The organism is Duganella sp. 1411, from assembly GCF_017833525.1.
Taxonomy (GTDB): Bacteria; Pseudomonadota; Gammaproteobacteria; order Burkholderiales; family Burkholderiaceae_D; genus Rugamonas.
Genome location: NZ_JAFICD010000001.1, coordinates 1,326,720 through 1,342,897, shown reverse-complemented (window position 1 = coordinate 1,342,897; position 16,178 = coordinate 1,326,720). Strand labels below are relative to the sequence as shown.

Here is a 16,178-nt window from a genome sequence, read left to right as displayed (position 1 = left end):
TAAACAAGTTCCAGACAGAACGGCTCAAACTCTGTATAATCTGCTTTTGCGCCTATAGGAATTGCTATGCGTCTTCTCCAAAAAGCACTCACGTTCGATGACGTGCTTCTCGTACCAGCGTACTCGAATGTTCTGCCTGCCGATACGTCCCTCAAAACTCGCCTGACCCGCAATATCACGTTGAACATTCCGCTGCTGTCGGCGGCGATGGATACCGTGACCGAAGGCCGTCTGGCAATCGCCATGGCGCAAGAGGGCGGCATCGGCATCATCCACAAGAACCTGAATCCGAAGGATCAGGCGCGCGAAGTGGCCAAGGTCAAGCGGTTCGAGGCCGGCGTGCTGCGCGACCCGATCACGATCCCGCCGACGATGAAAATCCGCGACGTCATCAAGCTCACCGAGCAATACGGCATCTCCGGCTTCCCGGTGGTCGAGGGCAAGGAAGTGGTCGGCATCATCACCAACCGCGACCTGCGGTTTGAACAGGAACTCGACGCCGAGGCGCGCGCCAAGATGACCCCGCGCGAAAAGCTGGTGTTCATCAAGGAAAGCGCCGAGGGCGCCGACCGCGACGAAGCCAAGCGCCTGATGAACAAGCACCGCCTCGAGCGCGTGCTGGTCGTCAACGACGCCTTCGAGTTGCGCGGCCTGATCACCGTCAAGGATATCCAGAAGTCGACCGAGCACCCGCTGGCGTCCAAGGATTCGCAGGGCAAGCTGCTGGTCGGCGCCGCCGTCGGCGTCGGCGCCAAGGATGAGGAACGCATCGAGCTGCTGGTCGCCGCCGGCGTCGACGTGCTGGTGGTCGACACCGCCCACGGCCACTCGCAAGGCATCCTCGACCGCGTAAAATGGATCAAGAGCAAGTTCCCGCACGTGGACGTCATCGGCGGCAACATCGCCACCGCCGCCGCCGCCAAGGCGCTGGTCGAATACGGCGCTGACGCGGTCAAGGTCGGCATCGGCCCCGGCTCGATCTGCACCACCCGCATCGTCGCCGGCGTCGGCGTGCCGCAGATCACCGCCATCAGCAACGTCGCCGAGGCGCTCGAAGGCACCGGCGTGCCGTGCATCGCCGACGGCGGCATCCGCTTCTCGGGCGACATCTCCAAGGCGCTGGCCGCCGGCGCGTCGACCGTGATGATGGGCTCGATGTTCGCCGGCACCGAAGAGGCGCCGGGCGAGGTGATCCTGTACCAGGGCCGCTCGTACAAATCGTATCGCGGCATGGGTTCGCTCGGCGCGATGAGCGACGGCTCGGCCGACCGCTACTTCCAGGACGCCACGATGAAGGCCGACAAATTCGTGCCGGAAGGTATCGAGGGGCGCGTGGCCTACAAGGGCAGCGTGCTGGCGATCATCTTCCAGTTGGTCGGCGGCGTGCGTCAATCGATGGGCTACTGCGGCTGCGCCACCATCGACGAGCTGCGCAATAAAGCCGAGTTCGTCGAGATCACCTCGGCCGGCATGCGCGAATCGCATGTGCACGACGTGCAAATCACCAAGGAAGCGCCGAACTACCGTTCCGGCGATTAATTAGTCCTTGCGACGCCGGCTAGACAGCCGGCGTTTTTCCATTCCAGACCTCTCCTGTAGATATCCATGCATTCTAAAATCCTCATTCTCGATTTCGGCTCCCAAGTCACCCAGCTGATCGCCCGCCGCGTGCGCGACTCCGGCGTGTTCTCCGAAGTGTTCCCGTACGACGTCAGCGACGAGTTCGTGCGCAACTACGGCGCCGCCGGCGTGATCCTGTCGGGCAGCCACAGCTCGACCCTGGAAGGCGACGCCCCGCGCGCGCCGGACGCCGTGTTCGAACTGGGCGTGCCGGTGCTGGGCATCTGCTACGGCATGCAAACGATGGCCGCGCAGCTGGGCGGCAAGGTCGAGAACGGCCTGGTGCGCGAATTCGGTTACGCCGAGGTGCGCGCGCGCGGCCACACCAAACTGCTCGACGGCATCAACGACTTCGTCACCGACGAGGGCCACGGCATGCTCAAGGTGTGGATGAGCCACGGCGACAAGGTGCTGGAAATGCCGCCCGGCTTCGTCCTGATGGGCAATACGCCAAGCTGCCCGATCGCCGCCATGGCCAATGAAGAGAAACACTTCTACGGCGTGCAGTGGCACCCGGAAGTGACGCACACGGTGCAGGGCAAGGCCATGCTGGGCCGCTTCGTGCACGAGATCTGCGGCTGCAAATCGGACTGGAACATGCCGGACTACATCTCGGAAGCGGTCGAGAAGATCCGCGCCCAGGTCGGCACCGACGAGGTCATCCTCGGCTTGTCCGGCGGCGTCGACTCGTCCGTGGCCGCCGCGCTGATCCACCGCGCCATCGGCGACCAGCTGACCTGCGTGTTCGTCGACCACGGCCTGCTGCGCCTCGACGAAGGCAAGATGGTCATGGACATGTTCGCCAAGAACCTGGGCGTCAAGGTGATCCGCATCGACGCCGAGGACCAGTTCATGGGCCACCTGGCCGGCGTCGCCGACCCGGAGCAAAAGCGCAAGATCATCGGCCGCGAGTTCGTCGAGGTGTTCAACGCCGAGTCGGGCAAGCTGGTCAATGCCAAATGGCTGGCGCAGGGCACCATCTACCCGGACGTGATCGAATCGGCCGGCAAGGGCAAGAAGGGCCAGACCATCAAGAGCCACCACAACGTCGGCGGCCTGCCGGAGCACATGAAGCTGTCGCTGCTCGAGCCGCTGCGCGAACTGTTCAAGGACGAGGTGCGCAAGCTGGGCGTGGCGCTGGGCCTGCCGCACGACATGGTCTACCGCCATCCGTTCCCGGGCCCGGGCCTTGGGGTGCGCATCCTGGGCGAGGTGAAGAAGGAGTTCGCCGACCTGCTGCGCCGCGCCGACGCCATCTTCATCGAAGAGCTGCGCAACACGCCGTACGAATTCATCGCCGGCCAGGCGGTCGACCCGGACAACCTGCCGAAGAACTGGTACGAGGCGACGTCGCAGGCGTTTGCCGTGTTCCTGCCGGTCAAATCGGTGGGCGTGATGGGCGACGGCCGCACCTACGAGTACGTGGTGGCCTTGCGCGCGGTGCAGACGCAGGACTTCATGACGGCGCACTGGGCGCACCTGCCGCACGCGCTGCTGGGCAAGGTGTCGAACCGCATCATCAACGAGGTGCGCGGGATTAACCGGGTGGTGTACGACATCTCGGGCAAACCGCCTGCGACCATCGAGTGGGAGTGAGGTGGTTTTTCTAACTCTTTGATTACATTGAGTTAAATGGATGCCATTGATGAATGCACCTGCATCGTCAATGGCATTTTTCATGGCACGGCGCGAATGCCCAACGGAGCGGGGCGACTAGGCCATGTTCGCTGAGAAGCTGATGTCATTGCATCGCGGGCTAGATACGTCGCAGTACTTCCGATGATACCATTTTCTGATACCATTGAGAGATGAGGCGCAAGCACCATCGCACGTTGGAACTGGTCTTTACCCGACCTGCATCTGCGAATGTTCGTTGGGCGGACATTGAAGCCTTGTTTGTCGAGTTGGGTGGTAGCGTCGAAGAACGCGAAGGCTCGCGCATCTTGGTTCGCTTGTTTGGCGAGCGGAGGGTGTTCCACCGACCACATCCCGAGCCGACGACGGACAAGGGAGCACTTGCCTCTATTCGCAAGTGGTTTGAAGATCACGGAGTGAAGCCATGAATACGCAGAACACGATGACAATTGATGGCCACCGGGCCGTCATCACATTTGATCCTGAAATCCAAATGTTTCGGGGGGAGTTTCTTGAACTGAATGGTGGTGCGGACTTTTACGCGAAAGATGTGAGGGGCTTACAGCGAGAGGGGAAGATTTCGCTTCAGGTCTTTCTTGATGCATGTGCTGAAGACGGCGTGGAACCGCGTAAGAGCTTCTCGGGCAAGTTTTCACTGCGCGTTGATCCCTCGATCCACCAAGCAGCCGCGATTGCTGCTGCTGCGAGCGGAAAGAGTCTCAACCAGTGGGCTGAGGAAGTACTCCGCCAAGCGGCCCTCGCTTAGGAATTGAAGAGGGCCAATTCCAAGTGTCCCCTTGCGGCCCAGGCTGTGTAAAAACGCAGAAAAATTCGTCGCGCGAAAAAAACGACCTCTTAGAACGGCCGCTACGCGATTTTCTCGGCATAGGGAATGGTCACCCTACCGATGAAAATTTCGTGTTTTTGCGTTTTTACACAGCCTCGGCCAATAGCCGACTTTGCTTGATCATTGCATTCGGATTTTTGCTGAATCAATAGGCGACTTCTTCCAGCCGATAGCGGAATTTTCTGCGCTCCGGCAAGTCCCATCCGGGCTCGCGATCGGTGTTGCGCGGTGGCTGGCCAGCTGGCGACGGGGCCTGCGGCACGGGCAAGGTTGCCGTTGATCCGACCGCCAGCGGCGGCACCGCGGTGGAGCCAGTCAGGATCGTAGCGGCCGGCGTTGGGGCAGTCGGCTTCGCCGCCGCGATCAGTTCATCGCGCAGTCGGCATGCTAGTTTGAAGGTCTGGTCGCCGGGACGGCGGATGAACAAGTCCTGCCACGCATTGCGCGTCGAGCGCGCGAACGATTGCGCGAACTGGTTTGGCGACACCGCGCGGCCATTGTGGATGATCTGATCGCCTTCAACGCGCGCGTAGTTGTTTTCGCCGTAGCTCCACGATTTCAACACGGTGCCTTCGGGAAGGAACAGCGATTTCCATTGATAGCCGTGCATGTCCTCAGGGTCCGCGCCCGGCGCGAATCTGGCCGGGTCTTCCAGCCAGCATTCGACGGCCTTCGTCAGGGCTTCCGAAATGTCTTGCGGGCCGCCACAGCGGCGCAGCTTTTCTATCAGTTGGAGCAGGGTGTCGGTGGGCAGCTGCACGGTCACTGTCGTATTCATTCGATTTTCTCCCCTATTTTGTTCTGCTTTGTCATATTTAGACCGAGAAGCGCGGCGATAGTTCAATTCCGGGAAAAATAGGGAAAAACAGGGCGGAAAATCGGGCTTTTGCTACAAGGAGTTGGACTGCCCACCCATGTGCATACTCCCAGGGTGAGCGCGATGGAGTTCCCGCTCCTGCGTAAGGGACGAGGGGCGGCTGTGGGGCGGTAGCAGATAATTGACCGGGCTATTCCAGGCAACTCCATGACGCGAACTAGCATGGTATTTTTCATGGTATTAACGGTGACAGGCTGCTCTAACTATTTGATTTAGCGATGATTTCTGGACCTATTCATCATGGAGTGGGAGTGATGCCGTAGCCGGCAGTCGCTGCCTGGCAAACGGATGAGACTGAGCCTCTGACGATCAGGGGCTTTTTCTTTTTTTGTCGCTAGTCTTGGCAGGCTCATGCCATAAGCGTCTTCCTTGCGCCGTCCGGACTGCCCGACGAAGTAGCAACTGAACGGATCTTCCACGAGCGCGCCCTGAAAAGGCGGCATGTCTTGCTGACGCGCTAAATGTGTTGCGGCGGACCGACGGATCATCTATACTTCTTCTGGTTTTTTATATATCAAATACAACCAAGCCATCTCGACCGTCGCCCTGAACTGAAAACAACGGGGCCGACGACACTGGCCGCCGCATATTGCGAGCCCGCGTCCGATGGCGGCACACGCATGTCGGGAAGGCGGAAGTTCGCAAACTGACAACCCGGTGAGCGCACTGTGCCGCTAAGCCGTTGCATCGGCGGCGTGATCGCTTCGAAAGGATCATGACCCGACGCGGTCGCGCGCTGTTATGATGCTCATGGCCCGCCCGGGTGCCGACGTGCGCAATGATTCCACCGTAGTTTATAAACATGCAATATTTCAACAGGAAGGCGCTTGTCGCGCTCGTTGTCCTTTTGCTTGCCGACGCACTGATTGCGTGTTTCTGCATCTATCGAAGCCATCCGTCTTCGTCGGTCGCCCCGCAGGAAAAGGGGGCGGCGCGATGGCGGGTCGCGGCCATCACGGATAGCCTCTACGGCGGCGCATCGACGGTTCACATCCGGGATGCCCCGCAGCGCTCGCTCAGCTTTGACTTCAGGCTCTCCGGGGCCATCGCGAATCCATGGGCGTCGGCGGCATTGCGGATCGGGGGCGCGGACGGGAAAACCGTTGCGGAAGATCTGTCGAAGTACTCGACAGTTACTTTCCTTGCCAAATGCGTACCCGCCAATTCGTTGCTCCTCATCCTCACCCTCGTCGATGGGCGTGTCACGAAGCCAGGCGGCAAGCCGGTCTACCTGCCCGTCATGACCTATTTTTCCTGCAACGAGCAAGGCATGCCGGTCTCGCTGGATCTCACGCGCCTGACCATTCCGGACTGGTGGTACGAGGCCGAACATGTCGACATTTCGCGCAGGTCTTACGAGCTGGACCATGTGACGAAACTGGAATTCGGTGCCAGCCCGTTCAGCCCGCGCGAGGCCGACTCCCATGTCGAGATCGCCGATCTCGCGCTGCATGGCCGCGATGACCGCTACCTCGCCGCGCTGGCGGCGGTTCTGCTTGCCGGCTGGTGTGCCTACGGGATCTGGTTCTTCCGGGCCCAGTCGCGCGCCCTCATTGCGACGGTGGACGCCCGCCTCAAAAAAGACCTGTCTTTCGTGGCATACCGACAATTGACCGTTTCGCCTGTCGGGGACGAGGACCAGGCCGCCATCTTGCGCTTCATCGCGACCCATTACCCGGATTCCGAACTGGATCTGGAACGTGTTAGCGCCGGAACGGGCGCAAACCGTAACAGGATCAATGACGTGCTGAAAACGGTCCTCGGCATGACATTCACCGGCTATCTGAAGAAGCTGAGGTTGACAGAAGCGGCCAGATTGCTGACCGATAAAGCCGCCGCGACCGTGGCGGAAATCGCCCGTTCGGTTGGCTATGCCAACTGCTCTTATTTCAACAAGGTCTTCAAGGAAGAGTACGGCTGCTCCCCCACGCAGTTCAGAACGAGGCGCCAACTCAGCCAGCCGCGGACCACACTAAAACAATCTACGGATATTCCTGTCAATTTCTGCACGCAAGAGAATTTCGGCGATAAACGTTAGCGCGCGCGAGGAGCGCATACCCTTCCGCCGACCGGTCTGGCGTGGCCACGCTGCTTGTCATTCCGGAAATTCAGAATAATCAGTATGCTTGGAGGAGTCCATCTTGAATAGGAAGTGCAAGGTCAATTTCGCCGTCCCGGCGCTGCTGGCGGTTCTGCTCGCAGGCTGCAGCGCGGGGGGCGGTGCGGTCCACGATCCCGGCGTCCTGGCCGGCGCAGTCGGCACGCCGGCAGCCGCGCCCGTGCTCGCATTGCCGGCAAGCGTGAAGGTCCAGGAAGGCGTGACCGCGACTTTCCTTATGCCGTCGGCCACGCTGGCTGCCGGACGCAGCGCCACGTGGTCCATTTCCGGCACCGATGCGGCGCGCTTCAAGATCGATGCGGCGACCGGCGCCTTGTCGTTCCGCCAGGCGCCCGACACCGCGCGCCCCGCCGATGCCGACGCCCACAACGGCTATGACCTCGTCGTGAAGGCCAGCGACGGCCAGCGCGGCACGCAGGCGCCGCTGAAGGTGCTGGTGCTGCCATGGAACGACGGCGGCGCGGCCGGCTTGCCGCTGCCGCTCGTGGCGCGCGAGGTGGCGCGCCCAGCCGGCACCACGGGACGGCCGGGGCTGCGCGTGCTCGACTGGGCCGGCTTCAAGGCCGCCGTGTCCTACACCTTCGACGATTCGCAACCGTCCCAGATCGAACACTACCCGGAGCTCAAGGCGCAGCGCGTCCGCGTCACCTACTACATCAACCCCGCGGGCAACCGCTATCCCAACTACGACGCCACCTGGAAGGACGCCGTGGCCCAGGGTTCGGAGATCGGCAACCACACCACGCACCACTGCAGGGCGGCGGAACTGACCGACAACGATTCCAACACCTGCCCTGCAGGCCTGGGCAGTGCAGGGGCCGAGTTCGACGACACCGACAACTACATCCGCACGAACATCGGACAGTCAGCGGTCTGGACCATGGCCTACCCGTTCGGCGACACGGACTACAAGGCGGCCGCGTCCCGCTTCCTCGTCGCGCGGGGCGTGTGGCCGGGTATGACGGCGCCCGGCACCGCGAGCGACGCGCTGAACCTGCCGATCACCGGCTTCCCCGGCGATCCGTCCACGCCGGGCGGCGATCCCGTGTCCACCTTCAACACCGCCGTGGACAAGGCCTTGGGGCGGGGCCGTTGGATGATCTATCTGTTCCACACGGTGCTGCCCGCTCCCACGCAGAACTGGGGCGGCGGCGAGGACATCGGCGTGATCACGGGTAATATGGTGTACGCTAAATCGTTCGGCACGATGTGGATCGACAGCGTCGTCAACATTGGCGCCTACTGGCGCGGCCAGCAGTTGCTGCAAGCGGCAACGCCCAGCACCAGCGGCGGCGTGACGACGTGGCGCTGGACGCTGCCGGCCAACTTCCCGGCGGGCCGCAAGCTGCGTGTCGTGGTGGACGGCGGCGCGCTGGAGCAGAACGGCACGCCCCTGAGCTGGGATAGGCACGGCTACTACGAGGTGTCGCTGGATGCGCAATCGCTGCGCTGGACACGGTAACCCCCAGTTCCTGCGGGGCGGGCATGCCCGGACGCGCAGAACCGATAATGTAAGGAATGAATCAGGCTGAGTGTTATGCAAGAATTTTTCAGGAAGGCGTTGATCGCGCTCATTCTCCTTCTGATCGCGTTTGCGCTTGCAGCCTGGTTTTGCATCGATCAAAGCTATCTTTCCGCTGCGCTGGTTCCGAGGGCGGGTGGAGGCGTGCGGTGGCGTGCTGTCACCACGGAGGACGCCGTGCTGGGCGGCACGTCGACCATGCGCATTCTGGATCCCGGACGGCAATCGTTCCGCTTCGACTTCAGGATCACGCGCGCCACGGCTCATCCCTATGTTGCGGCGGAAATGCTGTTCGAAGACGGGCAGGGCCATACAGTGCCGGCGGACTTGTCGAGGTACGCCACCGTCACCTTCGTCGCCCAATGCGCGCCCGCCAATTCACTGGTGTTCGCCATGCCGATATTCGACGCCAGCGTCGCGAAGCCGGGCGAATTCTGGGCTTACCCGTCGCCGGCCACCCACTTCTCGTGCAGCGAGAGCGGAACGCCGGTGTCGCTGGACCTGACCCGTCTCGTCATTCCGGCGTGGTGGTTCGACGTGTACAAGGTCGACCCGTCGCACCAGTCCTACAGGCTGGACCAGGTTGCCAAATTCGTGTTCGGGATCAACCATCATAGTCCGCGTGAAGTCGATTCCCGTGTCGCGATCAGCGAGTTCACCTTGCATGGCCGCGACGATCGCTACCTCGTCGCCCTGGCGGTCATCCTGGCGATCGGCTCGGGCGCGTTCGCCGTCTGGTTTTTACGGGGGCACTCGCGCGCTCTCGCCGCGAGCCTGGATTCGCAGCTGAGCAATGACCTGCCTTTCGTCGCGTACCGCGAACTGACCCTGGAACCGTTCAAGGACAAGGAAAAGGCGGCCATCCTGCAATTCATCGGCGACAATTACGCTGACCCCGAACTGAATATGTCCACCGTGACGACACGGATAGGCGCGGACCGCGAGAAAATCAACGAGATCCTGAAAATGGAGCTCGGCATGACTTTTACCGGCTACGTCAACAAATTGAGGTTGACGGAAGCTGCGCGGGTGCTGAAGGACAACGAGGGCATGCCCATCGCCGACATCGCATACTCGGTCGGTTATGGCAATGTGTCGTATTTCAACAAGCTGTTCAAGGAAGAATACGACTGCACGCCCGGGGCCTTCCGGCGCCTCGCAACCCAAGCGAAGGCGACTCCCGAACACGATCTGGCGGGACCGTCGAACCCACTGTACGACGAAGCTTGAATCGCCAGCGCGCGCGTGAACGCACGAGGCATTGCTTGCGCGGCGGGCCAGGTCGCTTCGACTTGCGCAAAATCGGCTTCTTCCTGAGCGCGCATCAAGCGGGCTCGAATGACCGTACCCATGCTCCCCAAAGGTGTTCCGAGCCAGGCATTCATTTGCCAGGGCGATCCGGACAGCGGTCTTGCCCCATCCCGCTCCCGACCACTAAAAAAATCGGCGGAAGCCGTTAGCAATATCTGCACACGCTCGAAATTTCGGCGAAAAGTATTAGCGCACCCTTGCGCAGGGCGCAATTATATGCGTGGAAACTGAATCGACCGGGAGGCGTCGGCACCCCGTTGCAACATCATTGTCGCGTGCAGCAGCCTGCCAGGCGCGATGGCGTTGTTTGACAAAGCCGGCAAAACGAAAAATAACCATCCTTTTGAGGAGACAATTATGAATCGGAAGTTGAACATCGTCATCCCGGCCCTGTTGGCCAGTCTGCTGGCCGCCTGCTCGGGCGGAGGCGCGGACGGCATTGCGCCGGCCGGCGCTTCCAAGCTCCTTGCCACCGTCACCACCGGTTCGGCTACCACCTGGACCAGCGTGAAGTGGGGCGGCGGAGGTTATGTCAGCGGCCTCATCTACCACCCGACCAGCGCGGGTGTCCTGTACGCCCGCACCGACATCGGCGGCGTCTACCGCTGGAATGCAAACGGGTCGTGGACACCCCTTATCGACAGCCTCGGTGCCGCCGAGAACAAGTTCCTCGGCGTCGAAAGTGTCGCCCTCGATCCAGGCAACGACCAGCGCGTCTACATGGTCACCGGCAAGAGCACCAAAGAAGGCAACGGCCGCATCTACGCTTCCAGCGACCGCGGCAACAGCTGGACCCACTACGACCTGCCGTTCCCGGTGGGCGGCAACGAGAAAGGCCGTGCCGTCGGCGAACGCCTGAAGCTCGATCCGACCAATCCGTCGACGATGTTCTACGCCTCGCGCACGGCCGGCCTGTGGAAGAGCACGAACTCGGGGCAGACCTGGACCCAGACCTCGCTGTCGTCCCTCGTTCTGACGGATGCACAGATCAGCAGCATGGGCGGCTCGGTGGGCGTCGAGCAGATCATGTTCGACAACTCGAACGTGGGTGGCGGCGGGACGACCTGGATCATGTATGCCGCCGTCGCACCGGACTACGCCCAGGCGGCGGGCTTGACCTCGACCATGTACAAGTCCGTCGACGGCGGCTTCTCGTGGACGCCGGTGGCGGTCCCGGCCACCGTGGCCGGCTTCTACGTCCCGCACATGGTGCGCACCAGCGACGGGAACTACTATGTGGCGTTCAACAAGAACGCCGGCCCGGCCGGCGCCGGTCCCGGCTACCTCTACAAGTTCGGCGGCACGACCAATGGCGATACGTGGTCCCCACAACCGCTCGCCAGCAGCACGCAGGGCGGCTATGGCGGCGTGTCCGTCTACGGCACCGGCTCGACGGCCCGCATTGCGCTGGCCGTGACCAGTACCTGGAACAGCGCCTCCCAGGTCGTCCAGTTGTCCGACAACGGCGGCGCCACCTGGCACGAAGCCGAGGGCGGCACGCAGCACTGGGGGCAGCAGTTCTGGGGCTGGGTGGACGACATCGAGATCGATCCGACCAACCGCGACCACGTCATGCACATCGTCGGCGGCGGCATCTGGGAGACCTGGAACGCGTCGTCGCTCACGCCGAGCTGGGACGCTCCGCTCAATAACCTCGAGGAGACCGGCACGGAGGCCCTCATCGCGGCGCCGGCCGGCGCGTCGTACAAGTTCGTCAACAGTGCGGGCGACATCGGCACCTGGCTCCAGACCGACCTCGCGGCGCATCCGGCCAAGGGGCCGACCCCGGACTGGAGCCATGGCTACGCAGCCGACATGGCGTGGTCCGATTCCTCCTACATCGTTGCCAGCGGCCAGTTCAACGTCACCAAGACCCAGGCGGGCTTCTGGTCCGGCGACAGCGGCAACACCTGGAACCAGTTCGCCAGCCTTGCTCCCGGCGCTGCGGTTGAGAACGCCTTCGAACAGAGCATCGCGGTCACCGCGCGCAACAATGCGGTCTGGGCGCCGGCGAATGCGACGCCGTCGTACACGACGAACAATGGCGCGAGCTGGGTGGCGACCAACCTGCCGTCGCTGTCCGCCATCAACGGCAACAATCGCGCCTACCACCTCGTCGCGGACCGCCGGAACCCGAACAAGGTCTACGCCTACGATTCGGGCGGCGCATTCTGGAGCGGCACGACGGGCAAGGTCTACGTCTCGACGGACGGCGGCCACACTTTCGCGCTGAGCCAAGGCGCGGTGTCGGCCAAGCTGGCCCCCAACTTCTTCAAGCTGACCTCGATCGCGGTTAACCCCAACGTCGAAGGAGACATCTGGTTGTCCGACGGTAACGCCGTGTACCACTCGCTCAATTCGGGGACGACCTGGACGAAGGTCGGCAACTTCGCGTCGGTCTGGGGCGCCAACGCGTGGCCCGACTTCCAGGGCGCCTCGGCGGTGGCACTGGGCAAGGCGGCGACCGGCTCCCCATACGCGGCCGCGGTCTACGTTGTGGGCACGGTCAACGGCGTGTGGGGCGTGTACCACTCCGACGATGGTGGCGCAAGCTGGGCGCGCTTCAACGATGACGCTCACCAGTACGGCGGCATCCGCACGATCGCCGGGGACTGGAATAGCTATGGGCGAATCTACGTCTCCGCCCCCGGCCGCGGCATCGTCTACACCAACTGACCTGCGCGACCGTCAAAGTTGCCCCGAACCTCCCCGGCCACCTCCACACCCCAACAACAAGTTTAGGAAGGCTATGTCCTTGTTTCGTCTCCCCTTGCTGGCCGCTCTCATGGCCGCGTCCTGCATCGGCAACGCACAAACAGCGGGAGGCGTCGACGCGCACTTTTCCTGGTTCCGCTATGAGGGACGCAGCCTCGATGGGGGGATGCCGGATGCGAAGCATTTCGTCAATCCGATCGTCGCCGGCTATGCACCAGACCCCAGCCTTACTCAGGTTGGCAAGGACTATTATCTCGTCACGTCCAGTTTCGCGCATTTCCCCGGGCTCCCGATCTATCACTCGACCGATCTCGTCAACTGGTCGCAGGTCGGCAATGCCATCGATCGACCGGCACAACTGGACTTTCGCGGCCTGCAGGTTTCGGACGGCATGATGGCGCCGGACATTTCGTACCGCGACGGCATTTACTACATTGTCTCGACTTTCCGCAGGAACTTCGTCATCACCGCATCCAATCCTGCGGGGCCCTGGTCCGATCCCTACTGGCTCGATGTCGAAGGCATCGACCCATCGATTTTCTGGAACAGCGAAGACGGCAAGGCATATATCGTCAACAACGGTCCTCCTGAGGGAGCGCCCCACTATCCGGGCCACCGCGTGATCTGGCTGCAGGAATTCGACCCGGAAACTCATACGATGGTGGGCGAGCGCGTGCCGCTGGTGGGCGGGGGCGAACACCCTCCATCCATTTTCTGGGCCGAGGGGCCGCATCTTTTCAAGCGTAACGGCTATTACTATCTGCTCGCCGCCGCTGGTGGAACCAAGCCGCATGAGCGCCATTCCGAACTGGTGTTCCGCAGCCGCAACTTGAAAGGGCCGTATGAAGCCTATGCCGGCAATCCGATTCTTTCCCAGCTTGACCTACCTACGGACCGCGAGCATCCTGTTGAAAGCGCGGGCCATGCGAAATTCGTGCAGACCCCAAACGGCGGCTGGTGGGCCGCGTTCCTCGCAGCCCGTCCCTACGCGCCACAGTTGTATAACACGGGGCGGGAGACCTTCCTGTTGCCGGTCACGTGGAAAGACGACTGGCCGACCATCCTGCCGGCGGGCCGGGCACTGCCGCTGGTGGTTGAACGCCCCGAACTGCCGCATGCAGCCAGGCCGGCGATGCCGCTCAATGGCGACTATGGCTACACCGACGAATTCAATGGTCCTGCGCTCAAATTTGGCTGGATGAGTATCCGGAGCGACGGCACTCCGCGTTACACTTTGCAGAACGGTGACCTTGTGCTCCGTCCGTCTACACCGCTCGGCGACCCGTCGGCCGTGCCATCGTTCGTCGGGAGAAAGCAGGCCCATGCGCAGGCCGAAGCCAGCACGGCGATGCGTTTTACGCCGGCAGCGGATGGCGAACGGGCTGGCCTCGCTGCCGTGCAAAGCGACCAGTCGTGGTTGTTCTTCGGCATCCAGCGAATAGGCGGCAGCCCGATGCTGGTATTGGCCGAACGCGATGGGGAGCGGGCTCCTCGCAGTGGCCGGGTGCTGGCGTCTCGAAAGTTGCCCGGCACGCTCGTGCAACCAGTTCGCCTGCGGCTTGCGTTCGATGCGGGGCGCGTGTCCGCTATGTATGCGCTCGACGATGGCAGGTGGAAGTCGCTTAAAAAGGATCTGGACGCCAGCTTCCTCAGCACGAAGAAGGCCGGCGGATTTGTCGGCACGGTAATCGGGCTGTACAACGCGGTCCAGCCCTGACCACCAATTCGCTGCTAGGAGCGGTCGCGGCGCCTTATTGTGGCCATGGGGAGGGCGACTGATGACAGCATTGTCTGGCGAGTTTTCACATCGCCAAGCCCCCCGTTTCTAAGAGCTGCCCGGAGCAATCAAATGCTTATCCGCCCGCGTGGTCGTCGTCACCGTGCGCGGCGACGAACATGGCGACGGCCGACCGGCAATAGGATGCGATTTCGTTGTCGTCCTCTGCTTTCTCCTCGTCGAAGCGCGCGATGATCAGAAGATCGGATCCTTTGAAAAGCGCGGCAAACAAACGGGCGGACTGCAGAGGATCGGGCACGTTCAGCACCGCCTTCGCATGCAAGCGACGCAACAGGGCCTCGATTTGGGCGATGACATGGGCCGGGCCGGCTTCGTATTGGAGCTTGCTGAGCGACTTTTGATTGGTCTTGTCGGCCGTGATCATGGCTTCGACGCGACGCACGTCCGGGTTCAGGAAGGTGCGAAGCAGGGACGACCCCACCGCCATGAGTTGATCCTCGGCCGACCCGTCGACGCCGTCAAACAGGGCCTGGGGCGCAAACCGATGGCAGCTGGCCGCGATGGCCGCGCTGAACAGCGCCTCCTTGTTCTCGAAGTGCCGATAGATGCTGAGCTTGGATATCTTCGCCCGCTGGGCGACCTTGTCCATTGTCGTCGCCTGATAGCCAAGTTCCACAAAAAGTTCGCACGCGGCGTCGGCGATCGTCTGGCCTAGCGCCTCGTTGGCGGGCCGGCCGCGCCGGCCCTGATTGTTTTCGGTCATAAAAAAATTCCAGTACTTGACAGTATCTAATTCTTTAATTAGGATACCACAAAGTATCCTAAAGGTGCAAACCCAATGGCTGGGTCCGCACCAGGTCCAGCCCACCCTTCATCCACAACACGGAGCCCATCACCATGAATGACGTCATCATCATCGGCGGCAGCTTTGCCGGCCTCGCCGCCGCCCTGCAGCTCGGCCGTGCCCGCCGCAAGGTCACGGTGCTCGACACTTGCCGGCCACGCAACCGCTTCGCCGGCCACTCGCATGGCCTGCTCGGCCACGATCACAAGCCACCGCTGGACATTCTGGCCGAGGCGCGGCAGCAGTTGGCGCGCTATCCCACGGTCAGGCTGGTCCATGCCCGCGCCGACAGCATCTCCGGCGCAATCGACGATTTCTGCGTCGTCACGGACGATAACGAAAGCCTGAGGGCACGTCGTTTGATCCTGAGCTATGGCGTCGCCGACCAGATGCCTGATGTGCCGGGCTTTGCCGACGGCTGGGGCACCTCCATCGTGCCGTGCCCGTATTGCGACGGCTTTGAAGTCGCCGGCCAGCATTGGGGCCTCGTCTGGTCCGGCCCGCCGTCGCACAATTATGTCAGGCTGTACCAGGATTGGACCGGGACGTTGACGGTCTTTGCCGATGGTCACGACATTGCGCCCGATATCCGGGCCGATCTGGCGCGCCGCAACACATCTGTCGTCGATGGCCGGATCGCGGAAATCGCCCGACACGGCAGCCATCATGCCACCGTCAAGCTCGATACGGGCGCCGATGTCGCGGTCGACATCCTGTTCGCGCATCCGCGCAACAAGCCGTCCGCCAGCCTGCATGAATCACTGGGCCTGGCCACCGTCGAGACGCCGCTCGGCATCGCCCTCAAGGTCGACGAGCGCCGCGAAACCAGCATCCCCGGCATCTACGCCGCGGGCGACCTCGCAAACCCCCTCATGCCCTCGGTCACCACGGCAATAGCGCACGGCGCGACGGCGGGTATCTCCGCCCAGCAGTCGATGCTGGTTTAAGCA

The 16,178-nt window shown here is 62.4% G+C and carries 12 protein-coding genes; 10 read left to right on the top strand and 2 right to left on the bottom strand.

The annotated features are described in order from the left end of the window. Positions 1 to 66 precede the first annotated feature (66 nt). From guaB to JOD97_RS05230, 4 genes are all read left to right on the top strand, one after another. On the top strand, positions 67 to 1,539 hold the full coding sequence (guaB, locus tag JOD97_RS05245) for an IMP dehydrogenase (RefSeq protein ID WP_209713964.1): 1,473 nt from the start codon (positions 67 to 69) through the stop codon (positions 1,537 to 1,539). A gap of 66 nt (positions 1,540 to 1,605) precedes the next feature. Beyond that, positions 1,606 to 3,216, top strand: coding sequence for a glutamine-hydrolyzing GMP synthase (guaA, locus tag JOD97_RS05240; RefSeq protein WP_209713961.1), 1,611 nt, complete (start codon positions 1,606 to 1,608; stop codon positions 3,214 to 3,216). Positions 3,217 to 3,428: 212 nt separating this feature from the next. Then, a complete protein-coding gene (locus JOD97_RS05235; protein WP_209713959.1) occupies positions 3,429 to 3,683 on the top strand; it encodes a type II toxin-antitoxin system HicA family toxin in 255 nt (84 codons plus the stop codon). Beyond that, a complete protein-coding gene (locus tag JOD97_RS05230) occupies positions 3,680 to 4,021 on the top strand; it encodes a type II toxin-antitoxin system HicB family antitoxin (RefSeq protein ID WP_209713957.1) in 342 nt (113 codons plus the stop codon). The genes JOD97_RS05235 and JOD97_RS05230 overlap by 4 nt, the downstream gene beginning before the upstream one ends. A gap of 226 nt (positions 4,022 to 4,247) precedes the next feature. On the opposite strand, the gene JOD97_RS05225 is transcribed toward JOD97_RS05230, so the two are convergent. After that, positions 4,248 to 4,880 carry a hypothetical protein gene (locus JOD97_RS05225; protein WP_209713955.1) on the bottom strand — a complete coding sequence of 211 codons (633 nt, stop codon included), beginning with the start codon at positions 4,878 to 4,880 and terminating at the stop codon, positions 4,248 to 4,250. Between the two features lie 901 nt (positions 4,881 to 5,781). Between JOD97_RS05225 and JOD97_RS05220 the strand changes: the two genes are divergently transcribed. From JOD97_RS05220 to JOD97_RS05200, 5 genes are all read left to right on the top strand, one after another. Then, positions 5,782 to 7,017, top strand: a complete 1,236-nt coding sequence (locus JOD97_RS05220; protein WP_209713953.1) for an AraC family transcriptional regulator — start codon at positions 5,782 to 5,784, stop codon at positions 7,015 to 7,017. Between the two features lie 103 nt (positions 7,018 to 7,120). Continuing rightward, positions 7,121 to 8,560, top strand: a complete 1,440-nt coding sequence (locus JOD97_RS05215; RefSeq protein ID WP_209713951.1) for a polysaccharide deacetylase family protein — start codon at positions 7,121 to 7,123, stop codon at positions 8,558 to 8,560. Positions 8,561 to 8,635: 75 nt separating this feature from the next. After that, complete coding sequence (locus JOD97_RS05210) at positions 8,636 to 9,850, top strand: AraC family transcriptional regulator (protein WP_209713949.1); 1,215 nt, start codon at positions 8,636 to 8,638, stop codon at positions 9,848 to 9,850. 438 nt (positions 9,851 to 10,288) lie between these two features. Then, on the top strand, positions 10,289 to 12,607 hold the full coding sequence (locus tag JOD97_RS05205; protein WP_209713947.1) for a dockerin: 2,319 nt from the start codon (positions 10,289 to 10,291) through the stop codon (positions 12,605 to 12,607). A 73-nt stretch (positions 12,608 to 12,680) separates the two neighbouring features. After that, positions 12,681 to 14,363, top strand: a complete 1,683-nt coding sequence (locus tag JOD97_RS05200; RefSeq protein ID WP_209713946.1) for a glycoside hydrolase family 43 protein — start codon at positions 12,681 to 12,683, stop codon at positions 14,361 to 14,363. 136 nt (positions 14,364 to 14,499) lie between these two features. Here JOD97_RS05200 and JOD97_RS05195 read toward each other — a convergent pair whose 3' ends face one another. Continuing rightward, a complete protein-coding gene (locus JOD97_RS05195; protein ID WP_209713944.1) occupies positions 14,500 to 15,147 on the bottom strand; it encodes a TetR/AcrR family transcriptional regulator in 648 nt (215 codons plus the stop codon). 134 nt (positions 15,148 to 15,281) lie between these two features. Here JOD97_RS05195 and JOD97_RS05190 point away from each other — a divergent pair, with 134 nt between their 5' ends. After that, positions 15,282 to 16,175, top strand: a complete 894-nt coding sequence (locus tag JOD97_RS05190; RefSeq protein ID WP_209713942.1) for an NAD(P)/FAD-dependent oxidoreductase — start codon at positions 15,282 to 15,284, stop codon at positions 16,173 to 16,175. Positions 16,176 to 16,178 lie beyond the last annotated feature (3 nt).